Source organism: Promicromonospora sp. NPDC019610 (genome assembly GCF_044389365.1).
Lineage (GTDB): Bacteria > Actinomycetota > Actinomycetes > Actinomycetales > Cellulomonadaceae > Promicromonospora.
Window position 1 is genome coordinate 1,786,908 of the sequence record NZ_JBIRXX010000002.1, and the last position, 24,091, is coordinate 1,810,998.

The 24,091-nt window shown below is 74.5% G+C and carries 16 protein-coding genes; 6 read left to right on the plus strand and 10 right to left on the minus strand.

Features of this window, described 5'->3' with window-relative positions:
- Positions 1-20: 20 nt before the first annotated feature.
- From ACH45N_RS19680 to ACH45N_RS19695, 4 genes are all read right to left on the minus strand, one after another.
- A complete protein-coding gene (locus ACH45N_RS19680) occupies positions 21-902 on the minus strand; it encodes a carbohydrate ABC transporter permease (protein ID WP_397396901.1) in 882 nt (293 codons plus the stop codon).
- Positions 903-913: 11 nt separating this feature from the next.
- Positions 914-1,858 (minus strand): carbohydrate ABC transporter permease, encoded by a 945-nt coding sequence (locus ACH45N_RS19685; RefSeq protein WP_397396903.1) that lies wholly within the window; start codon positions 1,856-1,858, stop codon positions 914-916.
- The gene (locus tag ACH45N_RS19690) at positions 1,855-4,575 is read right to left on the minus strand and encodes a hypothetical protein (RefSeq protein ID WP_397396905.1); all 2,721 of its coding nucleotides are present in this window, start codon (positions 4,573-4,575) and stop codon (positions 1,855-1,857) included. Before ACH45N_RS19690 ends, ACH45N_RS19685 begins: the two co-directional genes overlap by 4 nt.
- A 78-nt stretch (positions 4,576-4,653) precedes the next feature.
- The gene (locus ACH45N_RS19695; RefSeq protein WP_397396907.1) at positions 4,654-5,415 is read right to left on the minus strand and encodes a YdcF family protein; all 762 of its coding nucleotides are present in this window, start codon (positions 5,413-5,415) and stop codon (positions 4,654-4,656) included.
- Positions 5,416-5,568: 153 nt separating this feature from the next.
- Here ACH45N_RS19695 and ACH45N_RS19700 point away from each other — a divergent pair, with 153 nt between their 5' ends.
- From ACH45N_RS19700 to ACH45N_RS19710, 3 genes are all read left to right on the plus strand, one after another.
- On the plus strand, positions 5,569-6,459 hold the full coding sequence (locus ACH45N_RS19700) for a C40 family peptidase (protein WP_397396909.1): 891 nt from the start codon (positions 5,569-5,571) through the stop codon (positions 6,457-6,459).
- 69 nt (positions 6,460-6,528) lie between these two features.
- Entirely contained in the window at positions 6,529-9,762 is a 3,234-nt protein-coding gene (locus ACH45N_RS19705; protein ID WP_397396911.1) for a BTAD domain-containing putative transcriptional regulator, read from the plus strand.
- 71 nt (positions 9,763-9,833) lie between these two features.
- Positions 9,834-10,763, plus strand: a complete 930-nt coding sequence (locus ACH45N_RS19710) for a cold-shock protein (RefSeq protein WP_397396913.1) — start codon at positions 9,834-9,836, stop codon at positions 10,761-10,763.
- Between the two features lie 46 nt (positions 10,764-10,809).
- Here ACH45N_RS19710 and ACH45N_RS19715 read toward each other — a convergent pair whose 3' ends face one another.
- From ACH45N_RS19715 to ACH45N_RS19740, 6 genes are all read right to left on the minus strand, one after another.
- A complete protein-coding gene (locus ACH45N_RS19715) occupies positions 10,810-11,046 on the minus strand; it encodes a hypothetical protein (RefSeq protein WP_397396915.1) in 237 nt (78 codons plus the stop codon).
- 78 nt (positions 11,047-11,124) lie between these two features.
- The gene (gene recD, locus ACH45N_RS19720; RefSeq protein WP_397396917.1) at positions 11,125-12,972 is read right to left on the minus strand and encodes an exodeoxyribonuclease V subunit alpha; all 1,848 of its coding nucleotides are present in this window, start codon (positions 12,970-12,972) and stop codon (positions 11,125-11,127) included.
- On the minus strand, positions 12,969-16,478 hold the full coding sequence (locus ACH45N_RS19725; RefSeq protein WP_397396919.1) for a UvrD-helicase domain-containing protein: 3,510 nt from the start codon (positions 16,476-16,478) through the stop codon (positions 12,969-12,971). The genes recD and ACH45N_RS19725 overlap by 4 nt, the downstream gene beginning before the upstream one ends.
- Positions 16,475-19,903, minus strand: coding sequence for an exodeoxyribonuclease V subunit gamma (recC, locus tag ACH45N_RS19730; protein ID WP_397396921.1), 3,429 nt, complete (start codon positions 19,901-19,903; stop codon positions 16,475-16,477). The genes ACH45N_RS19725 and recC overlap by 4 nt, the downstream gene beginning before the upstream one ends.
- A gap of 46 nt (positions 19,904-19,949) precedes the next feature.
- Positions 19,950-20,180 (minus strand): hypothetical protein, encoded by a 231-nt coding sequence (locus ACH45N_RS19735; protein ID WP_397396923.1) that lies wholly within the window; start codon positions 20,178-20,180, stop codon positions 19,950-19,952.
- Positions 20,181-20,233: 53 nt separating this feature from the next.
- The gene (locus tag ACH45N_RS19740; protein WP_397396925.1) at positions 20,234-21,100 is read right to left on the minus strand and encodes a phosphotransferase; all 867 of its coding nucleotides are present in this window, start codon (positions 21,098-21,100) and stop codon (positions 20,234-20,236) included.
- Positions 21,101-21,443: 343 nt separating this feature from the next.
- On the opposite strand from ACH45N_RS19740, the gene ACH45N_RS19745 reads away from it, so the two are divergent.
- The 3 genes from ACH45N_RS19745 to ACH45N_RS19755 all read left to right on the plus strand — a co-directional run bounded on the left by ACH45N_RS19745 (position 21,444) and on the right by ACH45N_RS19755 (position 24,058).
- Entirely contained in the window at positions 21,444-22,742 is a 1,299-nt protein-coding gene (locus ACH45N_RS19745) for an exonuclease domain-containing protein (RefSeq protein WP_397396927.1), read from the plus strand.
- Between the two features lie 148 nt (positions 22,743-22,890).
- Positions 22,891-23,136, plus strand: coding sequence for a hypothetical protein (locus ACH45N_RS19750; protein WP_397396929.1), 246 nt, complete (start codon positions 22,891-22,893; stop codon positions 23,134-23,136).
- 415 nt (positions 23,137-23,551) lie between these two features.
- The gene (locus tag ACH45N_RS19755; RefSeq protein ID WP_397396931.1) at positions 23,552-24,058 is read left to right on the plus strand and encodes a nitroreductase family deazaflavin-dependent oxidoreductase; all 507 of its coding nucleotides are present in this window, start codon (positions 23,552-23,554) and stop codon (positions 24,056-24,058) included.
- The last annotated feature ends 33 nt before the right edge of the window (positions 24,059-24,091 follow it).

Here is a 24,091-nt window from a genome sequence, read left to right on the forward strand (position 1 = left end):
GGTGTTCCTTTCTGGCCCGGCTACTTGATGCCGGAGAAACCGATGGAGTTGATGACCCGGCGGCCGAGGACGGCGTAGAGGATCACGATGGGCAGGGCCGCGACGAGGGACGCGGCCATGAGCCCGGCCCAGTCCGGCGCGCCCTGCGGCGTCTGGGAGCGGAAGACCCCCAGGGCCACGGTGAGCACCTTGGACTCCTCCGTCTGGCCGACCAGGAGCGGCCAGAAGTAGTCGTTCCAGGTGTTGATGAACGTGAGGATGCCGAGCGTGGTGACCGGTGCCGCCGAGATCGGCAGGATGATCCGGAAGAAGATGCGCCAGGGCCGGGCGCCGTCGATCATCGCCGCCTCGTCGATCTCCTTCGGGATGCCGAGGAAGAACTGCCGCATGAAGAAGATCGCGAACGGCGTCATGAACAGGCTCGGCAGCATGATCCCGGGCAGCGTGTTGAGCAGGCCGAGCGACTTGATCGTCAGGAAGTTCGGCAGCGAGGTGAAGATCGGCGGCACCAGGAGCGCCCCGAGGAAGACGGCGAACCAGGCGTCCCGCCCCGGCCAGGTGAGCCGGGCGAAGGCGTAGGCCGCCATCGAGGAGAACAGCACCTGGCCCACCGTCACGGCCGTGGCGACCACGAGCGAGTTGCGCAGGTAGAGCCAGAAGCTCAGCGACGCGCCGGAACCGCCCTCCGCCATCGCCTCCTCCGGGGTGGCGAGGCCGAGCACCCGCTTGAACGGGCCGAGCGTGAAGTCGGCGGGCAGCAGCGAGAAGGACTGGGCGGCGAGCGCCTGGTTGTCCGAGAACGCGGTGCGCAGCATCCAGTAGAACGGCAGCACGGTGGCCAGCACGAAGAACCACAGCACGATCCAGGCGAGCGCCCGGCCCCAGGTGATCCGTGTACGCATGTGCGCTCCCATCAGGAGAGGTCGGACTCGCCGGCGCGCAGCAGTCGCATCTGCGCGAAGGCCGCCCCGGCGAGGATGAGGAACAGGACCACGGACATGGCCGATGCGTAGCCGAAGTGCCCGCGGGCGAACGCCTGCTCGTAGATGTAGAGCTGGAGCACGCGGGAGGCGTTGCCGGGTCCGCCGGCGGTGGTCACGGCCACCGTGTCGAAGACCTGGAAGGCCCCGGTGACGGTGATGACCAGCACGAGCACCAGCACGGGGCGCAGCAGTGGCAGGGTGATGCGCCAGAAGGTGCGCCACTCCCCCGCGCCGTCGACGGCGGCAGCCTCGTAGACGCTCGCCGGGATCATCTGCAGGCCGGCGAACACGAGGAGGGCCGTGTAGCCCAGGTGCCGCCAGGTGTTGACGCCCGCGATGGTCGCGACGGTCCAGGCCTCGTCGCCGAAGAAGGCGACCTTGGGCAGCCCGACGGCGTCGATCACCGCGTTGACGATGCCGATGTTGTAGTCGAGCATCCAGTACCAGAGCAGGGCGACGACGACGTTGGCGATCAGGTACGGCAGCAGCAGGCTGCCGCGGATCAGCACGGACCTGGTCAGGCGGTGCATGAGCACCGCGAGCCCGACGGCGAGCACCGTCTGGAACCCGATGTTCAGCACCACGTACAGGAGCGTCACGCGGATCGCGTTCCAGAAGACGTCGTCCTGCGCCATCTCGACGTAGTTGCGCAGGCCCACGAAGACGGGGCTGCCCAGCACGTTGTACTCGGTGAGCGACAGGTAGGCGCCGCGCAGCGTCGGGTAGAGGTAGAAGACCAGGAACCCGAGGGCCGCGGGGGCGATCATCCCCAGGGCGGGCCAGAGCTGGGTGCGGGGGCGTCGTCTGGCCGGACCGGCCGGCGCTCCCCCGCCGCCGGTCCGGCCGGCGGGGCGGTCGACGGCGGTCGTGGTCATGAGCGCCGTCCCTGCGTGATGGCCCAGACCCGCACGTCCTCGCCCGGCACGACGGCCCGCAGGCGGCCCGCGGCGTGGCTCTCCTGACCGGTCCACAGCTCGGTGACGTCGTACCGGCCGCCGCCCAGTCCCAGGTCGCGCAGCGGAAGGTCGGTGGTGCGCGGCGTCGCGCCGTAGTTGAACGCGGCGACGTAGGTGGTCCCGCCGTCGTGCAGCACGAACGTGTCGGCGGCGGTGAAGGCGTCGGCCCCGGCCCGCACGGGGGCGAAGGACCGGCCGAGCTCGGCGAGGTGGTTGATGCCGGGGTTCTGCAGCAGGTCGCGGGCCCGCTGCTTGACGACCGGGTGGCCAGTGGCGGTGAGGTCCTCGCTGACCTGGTAGATCCCCGTGATGGCGGCGGAGGTGACACGCGCCCGGTTCTGACCCTCGGGCCAGATGCTCGGGTAGGGGTCGTCCAGGAGGTAGGCGTTCGCGTTGCCGTCGTACTCGTAGTTGCCGAACTGGACGTGGTCGCCGTCGTTGAAGGCGTAGACCTCGTCGAGCCACCAGCCGTACGTCAGGGAGTTGAGCAGGTACTCGGTGCTCTTCTGGTAGCGGTCGGGCTGCGTGGGGTGCCAGTTGTTCAGGGCGCCGTGCACGTCGCACGAGATGCGCCGGGCGTGGGCGAACTCGGAGGCGAACAGGGGCGAGATGGCGAGGTCGACGAACATGTCGTCGCCGACGACGTCGACCACCTGCGCCATGCCCTGGCGGAACGCCTGCTGGCCGGTGTGCACTCCCGTGTCGTACCAGTCGTCGGCCTCGACGTAGCCGTGGGTCAGGAAGTCGAGCTTGACGTAGCGCACGCCGAGCTCGCGGAACGTGCCCAGCGCGATCCGGGCGCGGTTCTGCACGCCGGGGTTGGTCGGGTCGAGCGCCCAGGCGCCGTCGATGTTCACGGGGATGCCGTTCACCTTGAGCGCCATCTGACGGTAGGTCTGGTTCTCGCAGGTGTCGCACAGCGCGGTCCCGCCGATGGGCTCGTCCAGGCCCTCGCGCCAGAAGTTGGCGAACGGCTGGAAGTACAGGGCCGGCTCCTGGCCGCGCGCCTTGACGTCGGCGACGTACTGCTCGAGCTCGGCCCAGGAGGTGTTCGGGTCCTCGAACGCGTACTCGGGGGCGAGCATCTTGTCCCAGTAGGAGTCGACGCCCACGTAGAGGCCCTTCGCGGACTCCGTGTTGTGGAACCCGGGGGTCTCCTCGGCCAGGAACTGAGAGACCTCTTCCATGACGGTGGCGTCGCCACCGCGGGCGCCGAGGCCGCCCCAGCTGTTGAACCCGAAGGGCGTGCCCTCGTCCCAGGTGCGGGAGCTCGCGGCCTGGGCGGCGGCCTTGCCGAAGGTCTCCATGCCCTCGCGCCAGTCCGGGAACAGGCCCACGAACATGCGCGGGGAGCGCACCGTGGCCCCGCTGACCTCGGCGTGCGGCTTGAGCTCGCGGTTGAACTGGTACTTGTTCATGCCGTCGCCGTAGTCGTAGCCCCAGTCCGTCAGGCCCGCGGCGGCCTGCAGCCGGTCCAGGCCGCCGTGCGGATTGCCGTCGGCCACCACGCCGGACTTCCACGTGTCGCGGTCCAGGGAGCCGACGACGAGGCCGCGGCGCGAGGTGTCGTCGATGAAGGCGGTGACCTCGAAGCTGCGCCGGGCCGGCGTCACGTCCTTGATCGCCGGGGTCTCGTAGCGGACCCAGTGGTCGTTGTCGAAGGGCACGAGCACCATGCGGTTGTCGCCCGCGCGCCCGAGGTCGACCGAGCCGCGCCGGTCGGTCATGACCGGCACCATCATCGAGGTGGTGACCGGGCCGTCGGTGCCCGTCACGTCGAGCCGCACCGAGAACGAGTGGTCGCCGTCGAACGCGAAGACCTGCCGGAGCGTGGGCAGCCCGGGCCTGGCGCAGGTGACCGTGGTGCGGGCGGTGAGCCGACAGGCGCCGTCGTACTGCTTGGTGGTGACGAACTCGTCGCCCAGGCGCACGCCGCTGTAGAAGCCGGTCACGGCCGCGCGGCCGCCCCAGCGGGCGTCGGCGGTGCCGCTGCGGAGCGAGTAGTCGATGACGACGTCGCCGCCGCGGAGCACCGTCCGCTCACCGCCCGGTGCGGCGCGGGTGGGGTCGACGGGTACCGGGTCGGCCGCGTCCGGGTCGGTGAGCGTGTAGTCCTTCCCGGTCGCGCCGGCGACGTCGACCCGGTCGAGGTCGGGACCGAGCGCGCCGACGGGGGCGCTGAACGTCAGGCTGTTCTCGCCCGCGTGCAGGGGCAGGTCCACCGTGGTGGTGCCGACGCGGTCCCAGCCGCCGGTCGAGGCGACCGGCACGGTGACCGTCGAGCCGCCGTCGGGCGTGATCGTGAGCGCGCGGGAGTCGTCGCCGCTCAGGTAGTGCAGCGTCACCGCGTAGGTGCCGTCCTCGGGCGCGACGACGCCGGGGACGTTCGCCGTGGCGGACGGGTCGATGCTCCCGACCTTGCTCCCGCCCGAGCAGGCGGAGCAGCCGCTGCGGCTCGCGCCGTCGAGGACCACCTGGGTGGCCTCGGCCTCGATGGTGGCCCCGCTCGGGTCGGCCGCGGTGGCCGCGGGAGCGGGCGCCGCCCCCATGGTGACCACGACGCCGAGCGCCAGGCCGGCGGCGAGCCAGGCACGGTCGGCCCGCCGGACCTGGTCGGATGCGGATCTGACTGACATGAGTGCCCCTCCGGCGTCGTTGCTGGTGCGGACACTCAACCGTCTTTTTTTGTCACTGTCAATTAACTGGTGAGGTGTTCACCGCCCCGTCAGGAAGAACTTCGTGATCGCCAGGGACTCCCGCACGTGGTCGACGGGGATCTCGTACCAGGGCGTGTCCGCGTGCGCGTGGGTGCTGCCGATCCCGGCTCTCTCGGCGATGCCGCTCGCCCGGAACACGTGGTAGTCGCTCGTGATGAAGGCTGTGGTGCAGCCCGCCTCGAAGCGCTCGTCCAGCAGGCGCTTCGCGAGGACGAAGTTCTCGTGGGTGCTGGTCGACCGGTCCTCGCGGAGGATCCGGTCGGCCCGGACCCCGTGCGCGACCAGGTACCGCTCCATCGCGAGCGCCTCGCTGATCGATTCCCCGGGCCCCTGCCCGCCGGCGACCACGACGACGGCCTCGGGGTTCGCGACCGAGTACCCGACGGCCACGTCCAGCCGGGAGCGGAGCGACGGCGTCACCTCCTCGCCCTTCAGCCCGGCCCCGAGGACGATGACGGCGTCCTCCTGGTGCGAGACGGTGTCCGTCCTGCCGAACGCCGCGAGGGCTGCGAGGAGGACGAGCAGCAGTGCCGTGGCGGCCGGGACGAGCACCTTCGTCCACCGGAACGGGCCGGTCCCTCTTCCGGCCGGGGTCCGGCCCCGGTTCCGGCCCCGGCGCAGTCCGTGGAGCCCGTGGAGCAGGTAGAGGACGCCGAGCCCGAACGTCGCGACGACGCCGGAGCTGAGGACGGTCGCGATCCACACGACGAGGGCGTCGAGGAGCAGGACCGCCCCGACGACGATCCAGAGGAGGGGCACGGCGGAACGATAGCGGAGGAGATCTCGGTCGTCCGGGCGGCGCCGTGCAGGTACGGGCGGGGTACGGAAAGCCGGTTGTCGGGTCAGGTTCCTAGCGTCGTCGGTGTCAGAGGAGCCGCGAGGGACGCCCTCGAGAACCGGGACGGAAGAACCATGCGCAGACTGGTGAGCGGCTTCGTGGCGTTCGTGACCGCCTTCTGGGGCCTGGCCGCGGTGGCACCGGCGGCGCAGGCGGCGGAGGCGGCGGAGGCGGTGCCGTTCCCGGTCCCCGGTCAGGAGGTCGTGGTCGGCTGCGGGAACGCCGAGGTGGCGATCCAGGTCGTCTGGGCCGCGGACGCCGTGTCGCTGAGGTACCGGTTGCACGACACCGCCGCGGACGGCCGGAGCCCGGTCCTGCGGATCTCCGCGGTGACCGGGGACGGCGGGTCCGCCGCCCACGTCTTCGACGACGGCACGGTCACCCGCGTCCGCGCGGACGGCGAGGGCCTCGGCCCCTGGGGCGGCGAGGACGACTGGGACCCGGGGACCGTCGGCGCCGTCGACCACCTGCGCGTCGAGGTCGCCGACGGCACGCCGGCCGAGGGCACCCGGTGCACGCAGCACGCGGACCTGTACGACTGGTCGCGTCTCGGGCTCCGGCAGGCGTTGGAGAAGGAGGGGGCACCGTACTCCGAGACCGGCGGGGACGGGCCGGCCTACGACTGCTCGGGACTCGTGCACGCGTCCTACGCCGAGGTGGCCGGCTTCCCCGGGTGGCCGGTGCGCTCGTCGGAGGCGATGTACGACTGGGCCCGGACGCACCCGGGCCAGGGCAGGGTCTATGCCCAGGAGGTGCCGTACTCCGAGCTCCAGGCCGGTGACCTGATCTTCTACGACGTCGACGGCGAGTTCACCGGCAACGTCACGCACGTCGCGTTCTACGCCGGCGACGGGAACGTCTTCGACGTCCACCGGACGGGCGTGCCCGTCGGCCTGCACGCCGACTGGGTGAACTTCCGCGTGGCCGCGTACCGCATCCTCGGGGCCGTGGAGCGGGATTCCTGAGCCGCCGCAGGGCCCGTCGCCCAGACGATCGGCGACCGTCGACGATCTGTCGTCGCCTATGATCGCGGCGTGCCGTCGTCCGAGGTCGAGCGGGTCCGGGAGTCCGCGGGTGAGCTGCTCCGCCGGCATCGGGAGGCCGGCGGACTGACTCAGCGCGACCTCGCCGAGGCCTCCGGGGTGAGCCTCGCCTCGGTGCGGGACATCGAGCAGGGGCGCAGCCGCCGTCCCCGGCGGGAGTCGGTCGCCGCCCTGGTCGCCGCCCTCGGGCTCACCGGCCCGGAGGCCGACCGGCTTCGGGAGCGGTTCGCCGAGGTGCTCGTACGGTCCCGGCACGACGGCACGACGGCGAGCCCCGGAGCCGTGCACATCAGCGTTCTCGGGCCGCTGCTGCTGCACCGGGGTGGGGCGCGGATCCCCCTGCGCTCCCGGATGCAGCAGGTGCTGCTCGCCGAGCTGGCCGTCGCCGCGGGGTCGCCGGTGCCGCGCGAGGCGCTCGTGGCCGCGCTCTGGCCGGGCGAGACCTCGGCCACGACGGCGGCCCTGAACATCCACCTCACCCGCCTGCGTCGCCTGCTGGAGGACACCGACGACCGGCGGCCCGTCGTGGAGCAGGACCGCGCAGGCATCCGGCTCCTCGTCCCGGCCGACCAGCTCGACCTGCTCCGGTTCCGCGAGCTCGCCGCGCACGCGCACCGCTCGGGGGCGACGAGCGGCGCGAAGGACGCCCTCGCCGCCGCCGTCTCGCTGTGGCGCGGCGGTCCGGACCCGGACCTCGTGACGTCACCCGACCGCGTCGCGGCGGTCGAGGAGGAGTACGTCGCGGCGCTGCTGTCGTACGCCCGGATCACCCGCGAGCTCGGCGTGCCGGAGGACGCCGTCGTGCCCCTGACGACGATGGCGGTCCGGCGCCCGCTCGACGAGGTGGTCCAGGCGTCGCTGATCCAGACGCTCGCCGCGGCGGGTCGCCAGGCGGAGGCCTTCAGCCGGTACGAGTCCACCCGGCGTTCACTCGCCACCGAGCTCGGCGTGGACCCCGGGGAACGGCTGCGCACCGCGCACCTGGACGCGCTGCGGCAGCGCTGGACGGACGAGTCGGCCGCCGCGGCCTCGATCCCCTGGCAGGTGCCCGCGGCGCCACCACGCCTGGTGGGGCGCGCGGCGGAACGTTCCGACATCACGGCGGCGCTCGACCGCGGTCCCGCCGGCGCACACGTGCCCGTCGTGGTCAGCGGCGCCGCGGGCGTCGGGAAGACCGCCCTGTGCCTGTCCGTGGCGCACGAGACGCACGACCGGTACCCCGACGGTCAGCTGTTCGCCGACCTGCAGGACGCCGCGGGCGCTCCCGTCCCGCCCCTGGAGATCCTGCAGCGCTTCCTGCGTGCCACGGGCCCCGGGACGCCGCCCGCGGACCTGCCCGAGGCGGCGTCACTGTTCCGCAGCCGGCTCGCGGACCGGACGATGCTGATCGTGCTCGACAACGCCCGGGACGCGGCCCAGGTACGCCCGCTCATCCCCGGTCTCGGCGACAGCGACGTGCTCGTGACCAGCAGAAACCTGCTGCCCGAGCTCGACAGCGCCACCCTGGTCCGCCTGGACGTGCTCGACCGCGCCGACTCGGTCCGTCTGCTGGCCTCCGCGACGACGTCGGACGGGGACGACGCGGCGGTCCTCGACGAGCTGGCCCGCCTGTGCAGCGACCTCCCGCTCGCCCTGCAGATCACGGCCGCGCAGCTGCGGAGCCGGCGGCAGCTCGCGCCGGCAGACCTGGTGCACCGGCTCCGGGACGGGCAGGACCGCCTGGACCACCTCGCCGTGGGGACGTCGAGCCTGTGGAACAGCTTCGAGCTCAGCTACACGGAGCTCTCCCCCACCGCCCAGCGCGTGTTCCGGATGTCGTCCCTCCATCCCGGCATCGACTTCGGCACGGAGGCGACGGAGGTGCTGGTCGGCGACGGGACGGCGGCCCGGGCGCTGGACGAGCTGCTCGACGCGAACATGCTGACCGAGCACGCCGCCGACCGGTTCCGCAGCCACGACCTGCTGCGCCTGTTCGCCCGGCGCAAGCTCACCCCCGAGGACCGGGTCGCCGACGCCGAGAGCCGCCTCCGGCACTGGTACCTCGACCGGGCCACCGCGGCCGTCGACTGGATCCACCCGCACCTGCTCCGGCTGGCCCGCCACCCGGACCGCACCGCCGTGTTCGCCGACGAGGACGCCGCCATGCGATGGACGGACCTGGAGTACCCGTCGATGCTGGCCCTGGCGACCTCGTCGGCCGACGACCCCGACCGTGGTCCCGAGGTCTGGCGGCTCGTCGACCAGCTCCGCGGATACCTCCTGCTCCGCCGGTTCGACAGCTGGGAGCACCTGGCCGAGGCCGGCCTGCGGGCAGCCGTCCGCACCGGCGACGACCAGGCGCGCGCGGCGATGTACATCTCCCGCAGCTACGCCCACTGGGCGCACGGACGCATCGACGAATCGCACGCGGACACCGTCCACGCGACCCGCCTCGCCGAGCTCAGCGGCTGGACCGACGCCGTCTCCTACCTGGCGCACAACGTGGGCTGGGAGCACTACGAGGCCGGCCGGCTCGTCGAGGCCGCGGCCTGCTTCGAGCAGATGCTGTCCCGGACCGGGCCCGCGAGCCAGGCCCGCGCCCTCGCCCTCAACGGGCTCGGCATGACCTGCCTGGAGCAGGGCGAGCTCGCCCGCTCCGCCGACTCGTTCCGTGCCGCGATCCGCATCAGCGAGGGCAACAAGCGCGAGGTGGCCGACCTGACGATCCGCGGCAACCTCGCCAGCGCTCTCCGGCTCCTCGGGGACACGGAGACCGCGGAGACCCAGCTCCACGACGTCCTCCACGGGTTCCGCCAGCGCGGCCACACCCGCGGGGAGCTGTCCACGCTCGACGAGCTCGGCCGGCTCCTCGCCCAGACCGGCCGGCCCACCGAGGCCGTCGAGACCGCCCGCGAGGCGCACGCCGCCGCGTTCCGGCTGAACGACCCCCGGGCGCAGGTCATCACCGGCGACGGCCTGGGCGTGAGCCTCCTGGCGAGCGGGCAGACCGCCGAGGCGGCGGCCGCCCTGGCCGACGCCGCGGCGCTCGCGACGGCGCACGGCTACCGGTCGTGGGAGGCCCGGGCACGGGCCCACCTGGCGAGTGCGCACCTCCAGCTCGGCAACGCCCAGGAAGCGACGGACGAGGCGGCGCGCGCCGTCGTCCTCGCGGAGACGAGCGACGCGACACCCGTCGTCGTCGAGGCACGGTGGGTGCACGCGCAGGCCGCCCAGAAGCGCGCCTGAAGCGGCGTCGTCCCCCGGTTGCGTCAGGGACAATGGACGACAGCAATGTCTGCCACTGCAAGGAGCGCAAGGTGCCCCAGGGAACTGTCCGATGGTTCGACGCCGACCGAGGGTTCGGCTTCATCGACCTCGGGAGCGAGGCCGAGGACCTGTACGTGCACGCGACCGAGATCGTCGGCGACGACGGACCGCGACTCCTCCGGGAGGGGCAGGTCGTCGAGTTCGAGGTGGGCGAGGGTAACCGTGGCCCGCAGGCGCGCCACGTCCGGGTCACGGGCGACCGGGCCGCCGACGCGCCCCTGGGCGTGCTCGGCACCGTCGCCTGGTACGAGCCGGCCAAGGGCTACGGCTTCGTCACGCCCGACGGCGGCCGCGGCGAGGTCTTCGTCCACAGCTCGGCCATCGTCGGGGGTGGCGTGATCGCGGAGGGACAGCGGGTGGCGTTCCTCGTCGTCGACGGGGAGAAGGGGCCGCAGGCGGACCACCTGCTGCCGCTCGGCGCGCAGGCCGCGCCGTCGGCGTCCGACGGCGCGGACGGCACCGTGTCCTGGTACGACGACACCAAGGGCTTCGGGTTCGTCGCCCCCGACTCGGGTGGTGAGGACGTCTTCGTCCACGTCAGCGGGCTGGGCCAGGGGCTGTCCGAGCTCACCGAGGGCGCCCGCGTGACGTTCGACGTGGTCGACGGCGACAAGGGGCCGAACGCCCGCAACGTGCAGCTCGTGCGCGGCGTCGGGAGCACGCGCGGGGCCACGGACCGCGGACGGCCGAGCCGTCCCGCGGCCTCGGGCGGGCCGGTGCGCGGCGGTGAGGGCACCGTCACGCGCTACGACGCGGACCGTGGTTTCGGCTTCATCGCCCCCGACGCCGGGGGCCCGGACCTGTTCGTGCACGTGTCGGTCGTGCGGGGCGACGAGGTCCTGGAGGAGGGCGACCGGGTCCGGTTCAAGGTGCGGCAGAGCGACCGGGGACCGCAGGCCGACCGCGTCGAGCTGGTCTGAGCCGGTTCGTCCCGCGGTCTGCCGCTGACCAGCGCCCACCCACCTGTCACGGCTTCTCGTCGTCGGGCGCGGCGTCGTCCGACGGCGTGGGCGAGGTGCCCCGCATCATCGCGAACACCGGGAAGAACGCCACGCCGAGCGCGATGCCGATCGCGAGGTTGTCCAGCGCGAAGCCGAGCGCCACCCCGATGCACAGGCCGACGGCGACGCCGGCGCCCCAGCTCCAGCCCGTGGTCGGTGTGGCGTCGTCCCCGCCCTGGTCGTCCGGTCCGGTGGGTGCCATGTCCCCACGGTGGCAGGTCGTGGCGCCTCAGTCCTCCCCCCGTGGTCTGATCTTGCGCCAGGCCCTCCCCCTGGGGGCCTACGCCGTCGGCGGTCCGCCCCGCAGCCGCACGGCCAGCCCGCTCGCCCGCTGCGCCCGCCGGACCACCGCCGCCCGCACCGCCTCCGGCGTGCCGACCACCCGCACCCGGCGCCGCGCGCGGGTCACCGCGGTGTAGAACAGCTCGCGCGTGAGCAGGGGCGACGTCTCGTCCGGCAGCAGCACCGTCACGGTCTCGGCCTGGCTGCCCTGGCTCTTGTGCACGGTCATGGCGTGCAGCGTCTCGACGTCGCCCAGCCGGGAGACGCCGAACGACGCGCCGCCGCCGATGTGGGCCCGCAGGTTCTCGCCGTCGGCGACCACCACCCCGGTGTCGCCGTTGAACAGGCCCAGGCCGTAGTCGTTCGCGGTGATCAGCACCGGCCGCCCCGCATACCACTCGGCGCCCACCGCGGCGCCGAGGTAGGCACCGGAGGCCTCGCCGAGCCGCCGCTCGACCAGCCGGTTCCAGTGCGCCGCGCCCCACGGCCCCTCCCGGTGGGCGCAGAGCAGGCGGTGCCGCTCGGCCAGCTCGACCGCCCCGGCGGCGTCCCCGGCCAGCGCCAGGCCGCGCACGGCGAGCGCGTGCCGGGTCAGCTCGTCCTGGAGGCCGGCCAGCGCCGTGGCGCCGTCCGGGTGCACGAGCTCGACGACGCCGTCGCCGGCCGTCAGCGCCGCGAGCGCCGCCTCCGGGTCGCCGTCCTGGATGGCGGCGGCCAGGCGCGTGATCGCCGCGCTCTCCGACCGGTGGTCGGTGCGCAGGGCCGTCACGACACCGTCGGCGCGCCCGCCGAGGCCGGCCACCAGGTCGGCGAGCACGGCGCCGGCCTCGACGGACGCGAGCTGGTCGGGGTCGCCGACGAGCACGAGCCGCGCGTCGGGGCGCACGGCCTCCAGCAGCCGGGCCATGAGCGTGAGCGAGACCATCGACGTCTCGTCGACCACCACGACGTCGTGCGGCAGGCGGTTGGAGCGGTCGTGCCGGAACCGGGTGCTCGACCCGGGCCGCCACCCCAGCAGCCGGTGCAGCGTGCCCGCCTGGAGGCCGTCGAGCCGGCGTCGGTCGTCGGCGGTGAACTCCGGCCGCCCGGCCTCCGGGCGCGCGCCGGCCCGGGACGGGGCGTCGAGCGCCTCGGCCACGGCCTCCTGCAGCCGGGCGGCGGCCTTGCCGGTCGGCGCGGCGAGCGCGATGCGCAGGCGGCGTCCGCCGGCGTGCTCGGCCTGCTCGGCCAGCAGGGCGAGCAGGCCGGCGACGGTCGTCGTCTTGCCGCGGCCCGGGCCGCCGGTGAGCACGGTGGTCAGGCGGCGCGCGGTGGTCAGCGCGGCCGCGCGCTGCTCGGCGTACGCGGCGCCGGGGAACAGGCGCGCCGCGCTGTCCGCCAGGAGCGCGTCGTCGACGGCGGGGGCGGGCGCCGCCAGGCGGGCGGCGAGGTCGTCGCACACCTGGCGCTCCTCGCGCCAGTAGCGGTCGAGGTAGAGCAGGCCGAGGTCGGCCCGCACGACCGACCGTTCGGCGAGCGGGCCGGCGGCGACCCGGTCGAGCCAGCCGTCGGCGGCGGGCCAGGGCAGCGCCTCGTCGTCGGGCCCCGCACCCGGGTCCTGATCGGCGGCGAACCCGCCCAGGTCCACGCACACCGACCCCTGCCGCACGGCGCGCACCGCGAGCGCGACGGCGAGCCGCACGGCCTCGTCGTCCTCGCCGGCGAGGTCGGCCGTGCGGCGCGCGACGTGCACGTCGGCGGCGGTGAGCACGCCGGCGTCGTTGAAGGTGCGCAGCAGCCCGGTCGCGCCGAGCGCCCGGCGGGCGTCGTGGGGGTCGTCGCTGGTCCAGCGCTCGATCGACGTCATGCGGCCTCTTCCCCCGCGACGCCGGCGAGCAGGTCCGACAGCGCGACCAGCAGCGCCGGCGGCGGCTGCCACGAGAACACGCCCGCGGGGCTGCCGCCGGAGTCCGGGGCGGCGTCCGCGCCAGGCGTGACGTCCGCGCCCGGGGTGTCCGGTCCGGCCATGCCGCGCACGAAGAGGTAGAGCACCCCGCCCAGGTGGGTGCCCGGGTCGTAGCCGGGCAGCCGCCAGCGCAGGTAGCGGTGCAGCACCGCGCCGTACAGCAGGGCCTGCAGCGGGTAGTGCGAGTGCAGCATGGCCTCGGCCATCCGGTCGCGCGAGTAGTCGGCGAGGGCGGGGCCGAGGAAGTTCGTCTTGTAGTCGACGACGACGAACCGCCCGGTCGGCAGCCGCAGGACGACGTCGATCGAGCCGGTGAGGTAGCCGCGCAGCGCCTGGTCCCCGAGGGCGGGCTGGTCGAGCCGGTCCGCGTAGGCGGCGAGCGGGTCGTCGGCGGGCAGGTGCGCGCGCAGCAGCGGGGCGAGGTCGCCCAGCAGCGGCTCGGCGGGGCCGGGGCCGCCACGTCCGGCGCCGAGGTCGCCGCCCGCCAGCGGCAGCTCGAACGTCAGCTCGCGGAGCCGGTCCGCCCGGCCGATCTCGCCCAGCGTCAGGCCCCCGGCCAGCGGTCCGAGCGGCGTGCGGTGCAGCGGCAGGAGACCGTCGGCGAGCGCCGCGGGGTCGGCCGGCACGGGCCACCAGCGGAGCTGTTCGGTGACGTGGTCCAGCAGCTCGGCGCGCAGGTCGGGCGCGAGCGGGTCGGTGTGCTCCAGCACGGCGTGCACCAGGGACCCGAACGCGGCGCCCGTGGGCAGGTCGGCCATCGGTGAGGCGGCGGCGTCGGGCGCGGCGGGCTCGTCGGCGCCCGGCCGGAGCGGGTCGGTCTCGGGGGCGTCCGGTTCGTCGTCCGTGCCGGCGGTCTCGGGTTCGCTGCCCACGCCCGCGCGGGCACCAGCACCGGTACCGACAGCAGCACCGGCCCCCGCACCGGCGCCTGCCGCGTCCTCGCCGGCCGCGACGAGCCCGCTGTAGGAGGTGCGCCGCCACGCGGTGTCGACGGCGCGGTCGAAGGTCCGCGCCGCGAAGGGCGCGTGCCGGTCCGGGGGCACGGGGGCGGACGCCGCGGCGGGCACGGCGACCTCGGCCGCGGGGCCGCCCAGTTCCTGGAGCAGCCCCAGCACCCGCGTGACGTAGTCGTCGTCCTTGACCGGCTGGGTGCCCGGCACCTGCCGCGTGCCGGGGGTACGGCCGAACAGGAGGCGGTGCAGCCCGCTGGTCGGGGTGCTCGACGTCGGCGCCCACCACGCCACGACCTGGGACTGCGCGCGGGTCAGGGCCACGTAGAGCTTGCGGAGCTCCTCGCCGTCCTCCTCCGCGCGGTGCGCGGCGCAGCGGGTGTCCCACTGCGCGCCGGAGCCGGAGACGTCGATCGTCCGGGCGCCGCGCTCGTCGTGGTAGAGCGCGATCTCGACGGGGCGCGCGTAGTTGTCGTAGCCGAACGGCAGGTAGACCACGGGGTACTGCAGGCCCTTGCTGCCGTGCACGGTGACGATCTGCACGGCCGCGGCGTCGGAGTCCAGGCGGCGGGGCCGCTCGGCCGTGCCGGTCCGCCGCCGCTCGTCGCGGAACCAGGCCAGCAGGGCGGTCAGGCCGAGGGACTCGGTGACGCTCACCTCGTGCAGCAGCTGCCCCAGGTGGCGGACGTCGGTCAGCAGCCGTTCGCCGTCGGCCCGGGCCAGGACGCGGCTGCTCAGCCCGCGTTCCTCGGCGGCCTCCAGCAGGGCGGCCACGCCCCGGTGGCGGAGCAGGAGCGCCCAGCCGCGCAGGGTGTCGGCGTCGCGGGCGGTCAGGGCCTCACGACCCTCGTCGCCCCCCGCGTCGAGGTCGGCGACGGTGCGGCCGAGGAACGGGGTGAGGGCGGCGGCCCGCACCAGGCCGGAGCGGTGCGGGGACTCCAGCGCCTCCAGCAGGGTCAGCCAGTCGTCGGCGGCCGGCGTCTCGAACACGTCGCCGCCGGGCATGACGGCCGCGACGCCGCGCGCGGCGAGCGCGTCCTGCACGAGCCGGCCGTGCGTCCGCGCCGAGACGAGGACGGCGACGTCGCCGGGCAGCAGCGGGCGCCCGTCCCACGTCGCGACCGAGGCGAGCAGGCCGGCGACGTCGGCGGCGAGGTCGGTCGCGACGTGCTCGCGGGCCGGGGCGGCCTTGACGAGGCCCTTGTACTGCGGCAGCCCGTCGCGCAGCACCTGGCGCAGCCGGAACGGCGCCGGGTGCGGTGCGCCGGCCAGGCGGCTGCCGCCGCCCGCGGCCCCGCCCTGCGCCGTGACCGGGTGCACCACGATCTCGTCGTGACCGAGCGCCGCGTTGCCCAGCAGCACTCCCAGGGTCTCGACCAGCGGCGCGTCCGAGCGCCAGTTGCTGCCGAGCGTCGCGCGGGTGGTCGCGCCCCGGGCGGCGTCGAGGTAGGCGACGACGTCGCCGCCGCGGAAGGCGTAGATGGCCTGCTTGGGGTCGCCGACCAGCACCATCGCCAGGGTCGGTGCCGCCGGCCGGGTTCCCGGCCGGCCGGCCGGCCGCCCGCCGCCGAACGCCCGCTCCAGCACCTGCCACTGCACGGGGTCGGTGTCCTGGAACTCGTCGACCAGCACCACCGTCCAGCGTTCGCGCATGCGCGCGCCGACGGCCGCGCCGCCGTCGGCCGACGCCGGGTCCAGGGCGTCGGCGAGCCGGCCGAGCAGGTCGTCGTAGGACAGGATGCCGAGGCGCCGCTTGCGCCGCTCCATCTCGGCGCGCACCTCGTGGGCGAAGGAGACGCGGGCCGAGCCGACGGCGTCGTCGGGGTCCGCGGCGGCCAGCGCGGCACGCGGGTCCTCGACGGCCGCCGTGGCGACCCGCAGGGCGCAGGCCCGGTCGAACGGGGGTGGCTCGGCGGCGTTGCCGTACCGGTGCAGGTAGAGGTCGTCGACCACCTCGACGGTGAGCTCGGCCAGGGACTCGACGAGCTCGGCCCCGGGCTCGGTGTCGCCGGCGACGCCGAGGGAGCGCAGCACGAGCTGGCAGAACTGGTGGATCGTCGCGATGGTGGCGTGGTCGAACGAGGCCAGGGCGTCGGCCAGCCGCCGGTGCCGGAGGGCCCGCTCGGCGTCGTCGACGTCGAGGAGCGCCGCCAGGACGGCGTCCGCCGGGCCGGGGTCGCGGCCCGCGAGCACGGCGGCGAAGGTGCGTTCGGCCCGGAGCAGGGCGCCGCGCACCCGGTCGCGCAGCTCCTGGGTCGCGGCGCGCCCGAAGGTCACCACCAGCATCTGGTCGAGCGGCACGACGCCCTCGGCGACATACCGCGTCACGAGCGCGCCGATGGCGAAGGTCTTGCCGGTGCCCGCGCTGGCCTCCAGCAGCGCCGTGCCGCGCGGCAGCGGCCCGGCCAGGTCGAAGACACCGTGGAAGCCGTCCGCCACCCGCTGAACGTCCGTCACTCGCTGAACCTCTCGCTCTCCAGCAGGGGGCTCCAGACGCGCATCGCCAGCGCGCCGAAGCGGGTGGTCTCCCCGGGGTGCTCCTCGCCCGGGCGCGGCTCCTCGCCGGTCCCGGGCAGCGGAGCTGCGGGGCCGTGGATCCGCACGTGCTCGGGCTCGGCGCCCTCGCCGTCGAGGCGGCCGCCCGGCCCCCGCTGCCCGGTCCAGGTCTGCCCGGCCCGGAACCGCGCCTCGGCGGGGTCGGCGCGGCTGCGGCGTGCCTCGGCGTAGAGCGCCGACGCCTTGACGGGCAGGGGCAGCGGCTCGGTGAGCCCGCGGTCGCGCAGCGCGACGAGGTCGCGCAGCAGGTCGACGGCGGTGTGGTCCAGCGGCCCCAGCCGCGACCCCTGCCACGTGCTGCGCGAGCGCGGGTTGGCCGGCCGGCCGAGCGCGTAGGCGACCCACGGACGGTCGTCGTCGGACGCCGCGAGCGCCAGCAGCCGGACCCAGGCCTGCAGGCGCTGCCGGCCGCCGAGCCGGGCGTACGACACGGCGACCACGCGGTCGCCGTGCACGCCGGGCACGGAGCCGCGCAGGCTGCGGCCGTCGCCCAGGTCGACGTCGACGTCGACGACACGGGCGGGGCTCGCCCGCAGCCCGGCGGCGGCGTCGGCGAGCGGCCCGACGTCGTCGGCGACACGGACCAGGGGGCGCCAGCCGAGGCGGCCGGGCGGGAGCTGCCCGCGGCGCCACTCCTTCTGCACGGCGTCCTCCAGCGTGGTGCCGTGCAGCACGTCCCGCAGCACCCGCTCCCCCACGGCCCAGCGGCCCAGGCCGTCGAGCTCGACGGGCAGGCCGTCGTCGAGCGGCTCCTCGGCGAAGGGGCGGCCGACGTCGAGGCGCTGGACGAGGAACCCGCGCGCGGGCGAGCGGTAGAACGCGAGCAGGTCGTCGAGCGGGACGACGCCGTCGTCGGCCATCCCGCGCGCGGGCGGCGGCAGCGGGTCGAGGGGCGCGGCGAGGAACGGCCCGGCGGGCGTGCGCGGGCCGGCCGCGGCGCGGGCGCCGGCGAGGGCCGCGCGGTCGAACGTGAAGGCGGTGCCGGGCACCAGCGCCCCGGGCTCGACGGTGCGCCGGTCGAACGGCTGCAGCGGGTGGCGCACCGTCACGGCCCGGGACACCGGGCGGCCGTCGGGCGTGTGCGCCGTCTCGTCGAGGGCGTCGAGCAGCTCGCCGAGCGGCACGGCGGGCGGGCGTTCCTGGCCGGAGTACTCGTCGGCGCCGCTGTAGGTCACCACGAGCGTCTCGGTGGCGGCGAGGACGGCGTCGAGGAAGAGCTGCCGGTCCTCGCTGCGCGGGTCGCGCTCGCCCGTCCTCGGCTCGCGGGCCAGCACGTCGTCGCCGTCGGTGACGCCGACGCGCGGGAACACGCCGTCGTCGAGCCCCAGCAGGGCGATGACGCGGTGCGGCACCGACCGCATCGGGACGAGCGTCGCGACGGTGAGCGTGCCGGTGCGGAAGTTGGCGCGGGTCGGGCGGCCGGCCACGCGGTCGGCGAGCAGGGCGCGCACGTCCGGCAGCCGCAGGGGCACCGCCGGGTCGGGCGCGTCGGCACGCACACGGGCCAGCTCGCGCCGCACCTGGGCGAGCTGCCACGCGTCGGTGGCCGGCACGGTGGTGAGCGCCGCGACGCCGTCCTCCAGCGCCGTCAGCCAGTGCTCCAGGGGGTGCCCGCCGACGAGCGCGTCCGTGACGTCCCGCAGCCGCTCCACGAGCTCGGTCAGGCGGCCGACGAGCTCGACCTGCCCGCTGCCGACGTCGTCCAGGGGCAGGACGCGCTCCAGCCACGTGCCCGTGTCGTCCGACATCGGGACCCCGGCGAGCAGCCGGTCCAGGCCCTCCTGCCAGGTGCCGGACCCGTAGTCGGCCAGGCCGAAGCCGGCGCGGTGCCCGGCGTCGAACCCCCACCGCACCCCCGTCTCGCGCGCCCAGCGGGCCACCTGCTCGAGGTCGTCGTCGCGGAACCCGAAGCGGCGGCGCACGGGCTCGGCGTGGGCCAGGTCGATGACGTCGCCCACCCCCGCCCGGCCGCCGGCCAGGTCCAGGAGGCGCAGCACCACCGCGAGCAGCGGGTTGGTCCGGTCCAGCGCCCGGTCGGCGAGCCGCACCCGCAGGCCGTGCGCGGGGTGCCCGTGCGGCCCCACGACGTCGGCCAGGCCGAAGGCGGCGGTGACCAGGGGCGCGTAGGTCTCGATGTCGGGGCACATGACGAGGACGTCGCGCGGCTCCAGCGTCGGGTCGTCGGCGAGCAGGCCGAGCAGCACGTCGCGCAGCACCTCGACCTGCCGGGCCGGGCCGTGGCAGGCGTGCACCTGGACCGACCGGTCGGCGGGGACCAGGAGGCGGGCGCCGGCGTCGCCCAGCGCGTCGGCCCGCAGGTCGTGCTGGAGCATCCGCAGCAGGGTCTCCGGCTGTTCCTCCTGGTCGGCGGCGTCGCCGGGGGTGTAGCCGCCGTCGCCCGCCGCGGTGACCGGTTCGTCGCGCAGCTCGATCGCCGACAGCGTGCGCTGCAGCTCGCGGGTGTCGCGGCCGAGCGTGGCCAGGAGCCGGTGCCCGACGCGCTCGTGGGACCGGTCCAGCGCCCGGTCGACGGGGCCGCCGAGGTCCTGGAGCGCCGACCACAACGGCGCCGAGGGGTGCGGCAGCCACAGGTGCACGTCGCGGTGCGCGCCGAGCGCGCCGACCAGCTCCACCTCGGTCGCGGCCAGGCGGGTGTGGCCGAACAGGGACAGCCGCGGGGGCAGGTCGAAGCCGCCGGGCTCGGCGCGCAGCCGCTCGACGACGGCGGCGTGCCGAACGTGCGGCGGCTCGGCGTCGACCCGGTCCGCCAGGGCGCGCCACAGCGGCGGCTGCCAGGCGAGGTCGGCCGGGACCGCGCGCCCGCACCCGTCGGTGTCCCGTCCGGCGGCCCAGTCCGCGACGAGCGCCGGGCGCTGCGCGGCGTAGCCCGCCAGGAGCCGCGCGAGCCGGCGGGCGACGGACAGCCGGCGGCCGCGCCGCAGGTCGCCCTCCTCGCCCGGCATCCCGTGCCCGAGGTGCTGGGCGAGGAGCGCGGCCCACGGCTCCTCCAGGCTCGCGTCGATCGCCGCCAGCAGCGGCCAGGTCAGGGCGTCCGGCGCCCACGGGTCGTCGTCGCGCGTGCCCGTGACCTCGGCGAACAGCGAACCCGGGGAGCGCAGGTCCACGCCGGCGCACACGCCGTCGTCCCGCCCGGGGGCGGCGCCGAGCCGGTGGCTGAGGCGCTGCGCGAGCCACCGCTCGACGCCCCGGGCGGGCACCACCACGACCTCGGTCGCGAACGGGTCCGCGAGGGGTACGGCCAGCAGGTCCCCCAGCGCCTCCGCGAGCAGGTCCGTGCGCGGGGCACGATGCAGGACGACCGCCATCACGCCAACGTATCGTGCGGCCGGGCGTGACGTGCGGTGCAGCGGGCTAGCGCCCGACCCGCTCCACACGGTCGAAGCCGGCGGTCTCCCGGGGGTCACCGACGGTGCCCGAGGGGTCGGTGTCCAGCGGGACGACCTCGCCGTCGCGGCGCAGCCCCCAGGCCACCAGCGGCGCGCGCACCTCGGCCTCCTCGTCCCGATAGACGGCCACCCAGCCGTCGGCGGGGATGAGCTGCACGATCTGCTCGTCGTCGAGGTACTCCAGCGTCTCGGTCATGTCGGAACGCTATCGGATCAGCCGACCCGAGTCCCAGGTCAGGCGCCCTTTCGCTACCGGCCGTCCAGGCGCTCGACCACCGTGTCGAGCGTCGGCCAGGGAGCACCCGCGCGCAGCACGCGCAGCAGCTCCTCGCCGAACAGCCTCCCCCGCGGGAACTGGTCGTCGGCGTCCCACCGCCACGCGGCGACCATCGCGAGCACGAGCTGCCGGCACTCGTCCAGCAGCTCCCGATCCACGCCGGAGTAGTGCGCGCAGACCGCCTCGGGAACGTGGGCGAGATCGAACTCGACGGGTCCGCGGCAGCACGTCTCCAGGTCGATGAACAACGGCCCGCTGGTCGTGCTGAGCACGTTGCCCGGGTGCGGCTCGCCGTGGAGCAGCTGCTCGACGGCGCCGCGGCGCTCGATCGCCCGCCGCAGGTCTGCCAGCCGGCCGCCGAGGAACGCGCGGTCGGCACCGGCGAGATCCGGTGAGCGGTCCGGGTCGGCGACGATCTCCTCCGCCTCCGTGACCCGGTCCGTGAACCGTGGGCTCGGCAGGTCGACCGTGCGCAGGCCGGCGTGCAGCTCCTCCAGCGCCTTGGCGACGTCGGCCGGTGCGGCGCGGGGCGTCACGGGCTCGAAGTAGGTCCACAGCGTCACGGCGAAGCCGTCGCGGACGTGCACCCGCGGGTCCACCCGGGGCTCCAACGGCGCCAGCGGGGCCCCGACCTCGACGAGCCGCTGCGCGAGGTCGACCTCGAACTGCGCCACCTCCTGTCCTACCGGCGCGACCCGGGCGAAGACGTCGCAGGGCGTCAGCCGCAGCGCCAGCTTGTTCGAGTCGTGCAGCACGACGGCGTCGTCGGCCGGCAGGTCGAGCGCGGCGGCGAGCGAGGTCGCGGCCGCGATGGCACGCGTGACGTCGGTGGGCTCCACCGTCGCATCCTGGCACGGGCGGGCAAGGGTTATTCCGGACGACCCTGGTGGAAGAACTTCGCGGACACCGCCGAGCGAGGGCCCAAGTGGCTCTGGATCCAGCACAGTCACCGGTCCAACGTCCTGGGCGCCCGCGTGGCCGGCATCGTGATGGTCGTCGTCGGCTTCCTGACGGGAATCCTTGCGCTGACGGGAGTACTGACGTAGCGGCGTACCGCGACCACGTGCCTGCCCGGGCAAATCACCCCGCCGCACCTCCTCTTCACCCGCCAACCACCCTGCATGGCTTCAGGTCGGCTGCAACGATTGTCCGGTTCTGACGCCGTTGTGAGGGGAGACGCACGTGACCGGGTACGCCGTCGTGGACGTGGAAACCACCGGGTTGTTCCCCGGTGGGCACGACCGGATCGCAGAGATCGCAATCGTCCAGGTCGACTCGGACGGCCAGATCGAGGACACCTGGACCACGCTCGTCAATCCGGGACGAGATCTCGGGCCGCAACAGATCCACGGGATCAGTGCCTCCGACACCCGCCACGCCCCGACGTTCAACGACATCGCCGGTCTGGTCGCCGAGCTGCTGCGGGGACGCACCTTCGTGGCGCACAACGCGCAGTTCGATCGTCGGTTCGTCTGGCACGCGTTCGCCGCGACTGGATACGGCGTCCCGCTCATCGCGCCAACCACCCTGTGCACGATGCGCACCGGCGCGCAGCTCTTCCCCACCGCGCCGCGTTCCCTGGCAGGCGCGTGCTTTCATCACGGAGTCACCCTCGGCTCGGCGCACGAGGCCCTCTCCGACGCCCGTGCTGCGGCAGATCTGCTGCGGATCTACCTGGCCGGCGGTGCCCGCCACGCCGTGCCCGGCTGGGACGACATCGTCGAGCTCGCCGCAACCACGCCCTGGCCGCTCATCCCTGCCACTGGGGCTACGCCCGTGCGGCGTGGCATCGCGACCGAGCGCGACACCCACTTCCTCGCCCGGCTCGCCGCGGCTCGCACGCTGCCTATCACCACATGGGAGAAGGAGGAGTACCTCGAGCTGGTCGACCGGGCGCTGCTGGACAGGCACATCTCGGCACGCGAGCACGACCAGCTCGCCGAGTTCTGTGTGCAGCTCAAGATCGGTCGCGAGGAAGCCGGCGCACTGCATCGCGAGTATCTCTCCGGGCTGGCGGCCGTGGCCTGGGCCGACGGCGTGCTCGACTCGGCCGAGGTGGCCGATTTCCTGGCCGTAGCCGGCATGCTGGAGGTACCTGTAGCCGACGCCCGGCAGATCCTGGAGTCACCGACACGCACGAGCCCGGACACCACGAGCAGGAACACGGTCCCCGTCGACGCGGGATCCGGCAGCGTGTCGAGCCGCTTCACGCTCAACCCCGGCGACCTGGTCGTCTTCACCGGCTCGATGGACGAGCCACGAGAAGTGTGGGAGCGCCGGGCCGGTGCGGCCGGTCTCGTCCCGCATCCGGCGGTCACCAAGAAGGTGCGCCTGGTCGTCGCAGCCGACCCGGACTCGATGTCAGGCAAGGCCCGCAAGGCCGAGTCCTACGGCATCCCCGTGGTCAGTGAGGTCGGATTCGCACGGATCCTCGACGACGTCGCGCGTTCTACAGCAGTGGGTGCGAGGACTGCCGGATAGCGGCGCGGCACCGGCCGAGCGACGTCGGGCGGCGGCCACGGCTCCTCGCCGTCACCGGACCTCCTCGCTCGGGCGCTGGTCTTGGGCCGAACCGGGGACGGACACGGGCGGGCAAGGACATTTCCCGTCACTGAGGCATGCTGTACCCATGCCGAAGACCCTGCCCACCGCCCCCACCGTGATCACCGACGACAGCGAGGTGCGCTTCGTCGCCGGGGCCGACCAGTTCGCCCTCAAGCTCAAGGACGGGCACCTGCACGTGCGCGCCATCGACACCGACGGTGGAGAGGCGCAGGTCGTCGTGATCCCGACGTCGCGCAGCACCCTGAACCTGGAGATCAAGCACCCGGGTGCCCACGGTCCCGTGGCCGTGGAAGGGCCGACGCTGCGCTGAGCGGCCCACCCGAAGACACATGTAGGAATTCGGCTCAGGTCCTGTCCGAGAGGTGTGAGCGGTCCGACGGGGCGCGCTCCGGGGCGCCGGTGGATGAGCGGTGCCCCGCGACGAGGTCGATGCGCGGGTCGGCCACTGAGCCGCGGCGGTTGTCGTTGTGGTCCAGGATGGTGACCGCGGGGGTGAGGGTGTCGGGAGGCGCTGGCGGTGCTCGTGCGCTTGAGCCCAGGCCGACGGGCGGACGCTGTGGGGCCCGGCCACGCGACTGCCTGCCCCACAGGCCAGTCAACGCCGCCCTGGTCCATGGGGACGGTTTGAATTCTTACGATCTCGAAAGATTTACACGTCCGGGCGGCGCCCGCCTTAAATTCGGGCAAGTCGGCATTGCGGAACTGCGTCACGGAAGCGGGACGGTATGTGGAGCTGGGTCCTCTGGACGGTCGTCGGCCTGGTGGTGCTGGTGCTGGGCGTGTCCCTCGCGCTCGTGCTCACCATGCGCACCAAGCAGCCACGGGTGCTCGCCGTCGTCCGCGAGTTCAACCGGCGCTTCAACAACCCCCGGATGCTGCGGCACGCGGGCCGGCCCGGCGCGGAGCTCAGCGTGCTCCGGCACGTGGGACGGAGCTCGGGCAAGCCCTACGAGACGGTCATCGGGGTGTACCCGCTGGAGGAGGGCTATCTCGTCAACCTGTCGTACGGGCAGGAGACAGACTGGCTGCGGAACCTCCGCGCGGCGGGCACCGCCGAGCTGGTGGTCGACGGCCAAACGCACCAGGTATCGGCCGCGCGGGTCGTCGGTCGGGCCGAGGCGGCGCCCCACCACCACCTGTTCCCGGGGCACACCTTTTTCGTGCGCCTCCTCGGGGTCACCGAGTTCCTCGTGCTGCAGCGCGTCCCGGTCACGTCGAGCGACGGCCGGTGATGTGAGGGCCGTTCTCCGCCCGGGTAGGGGTCC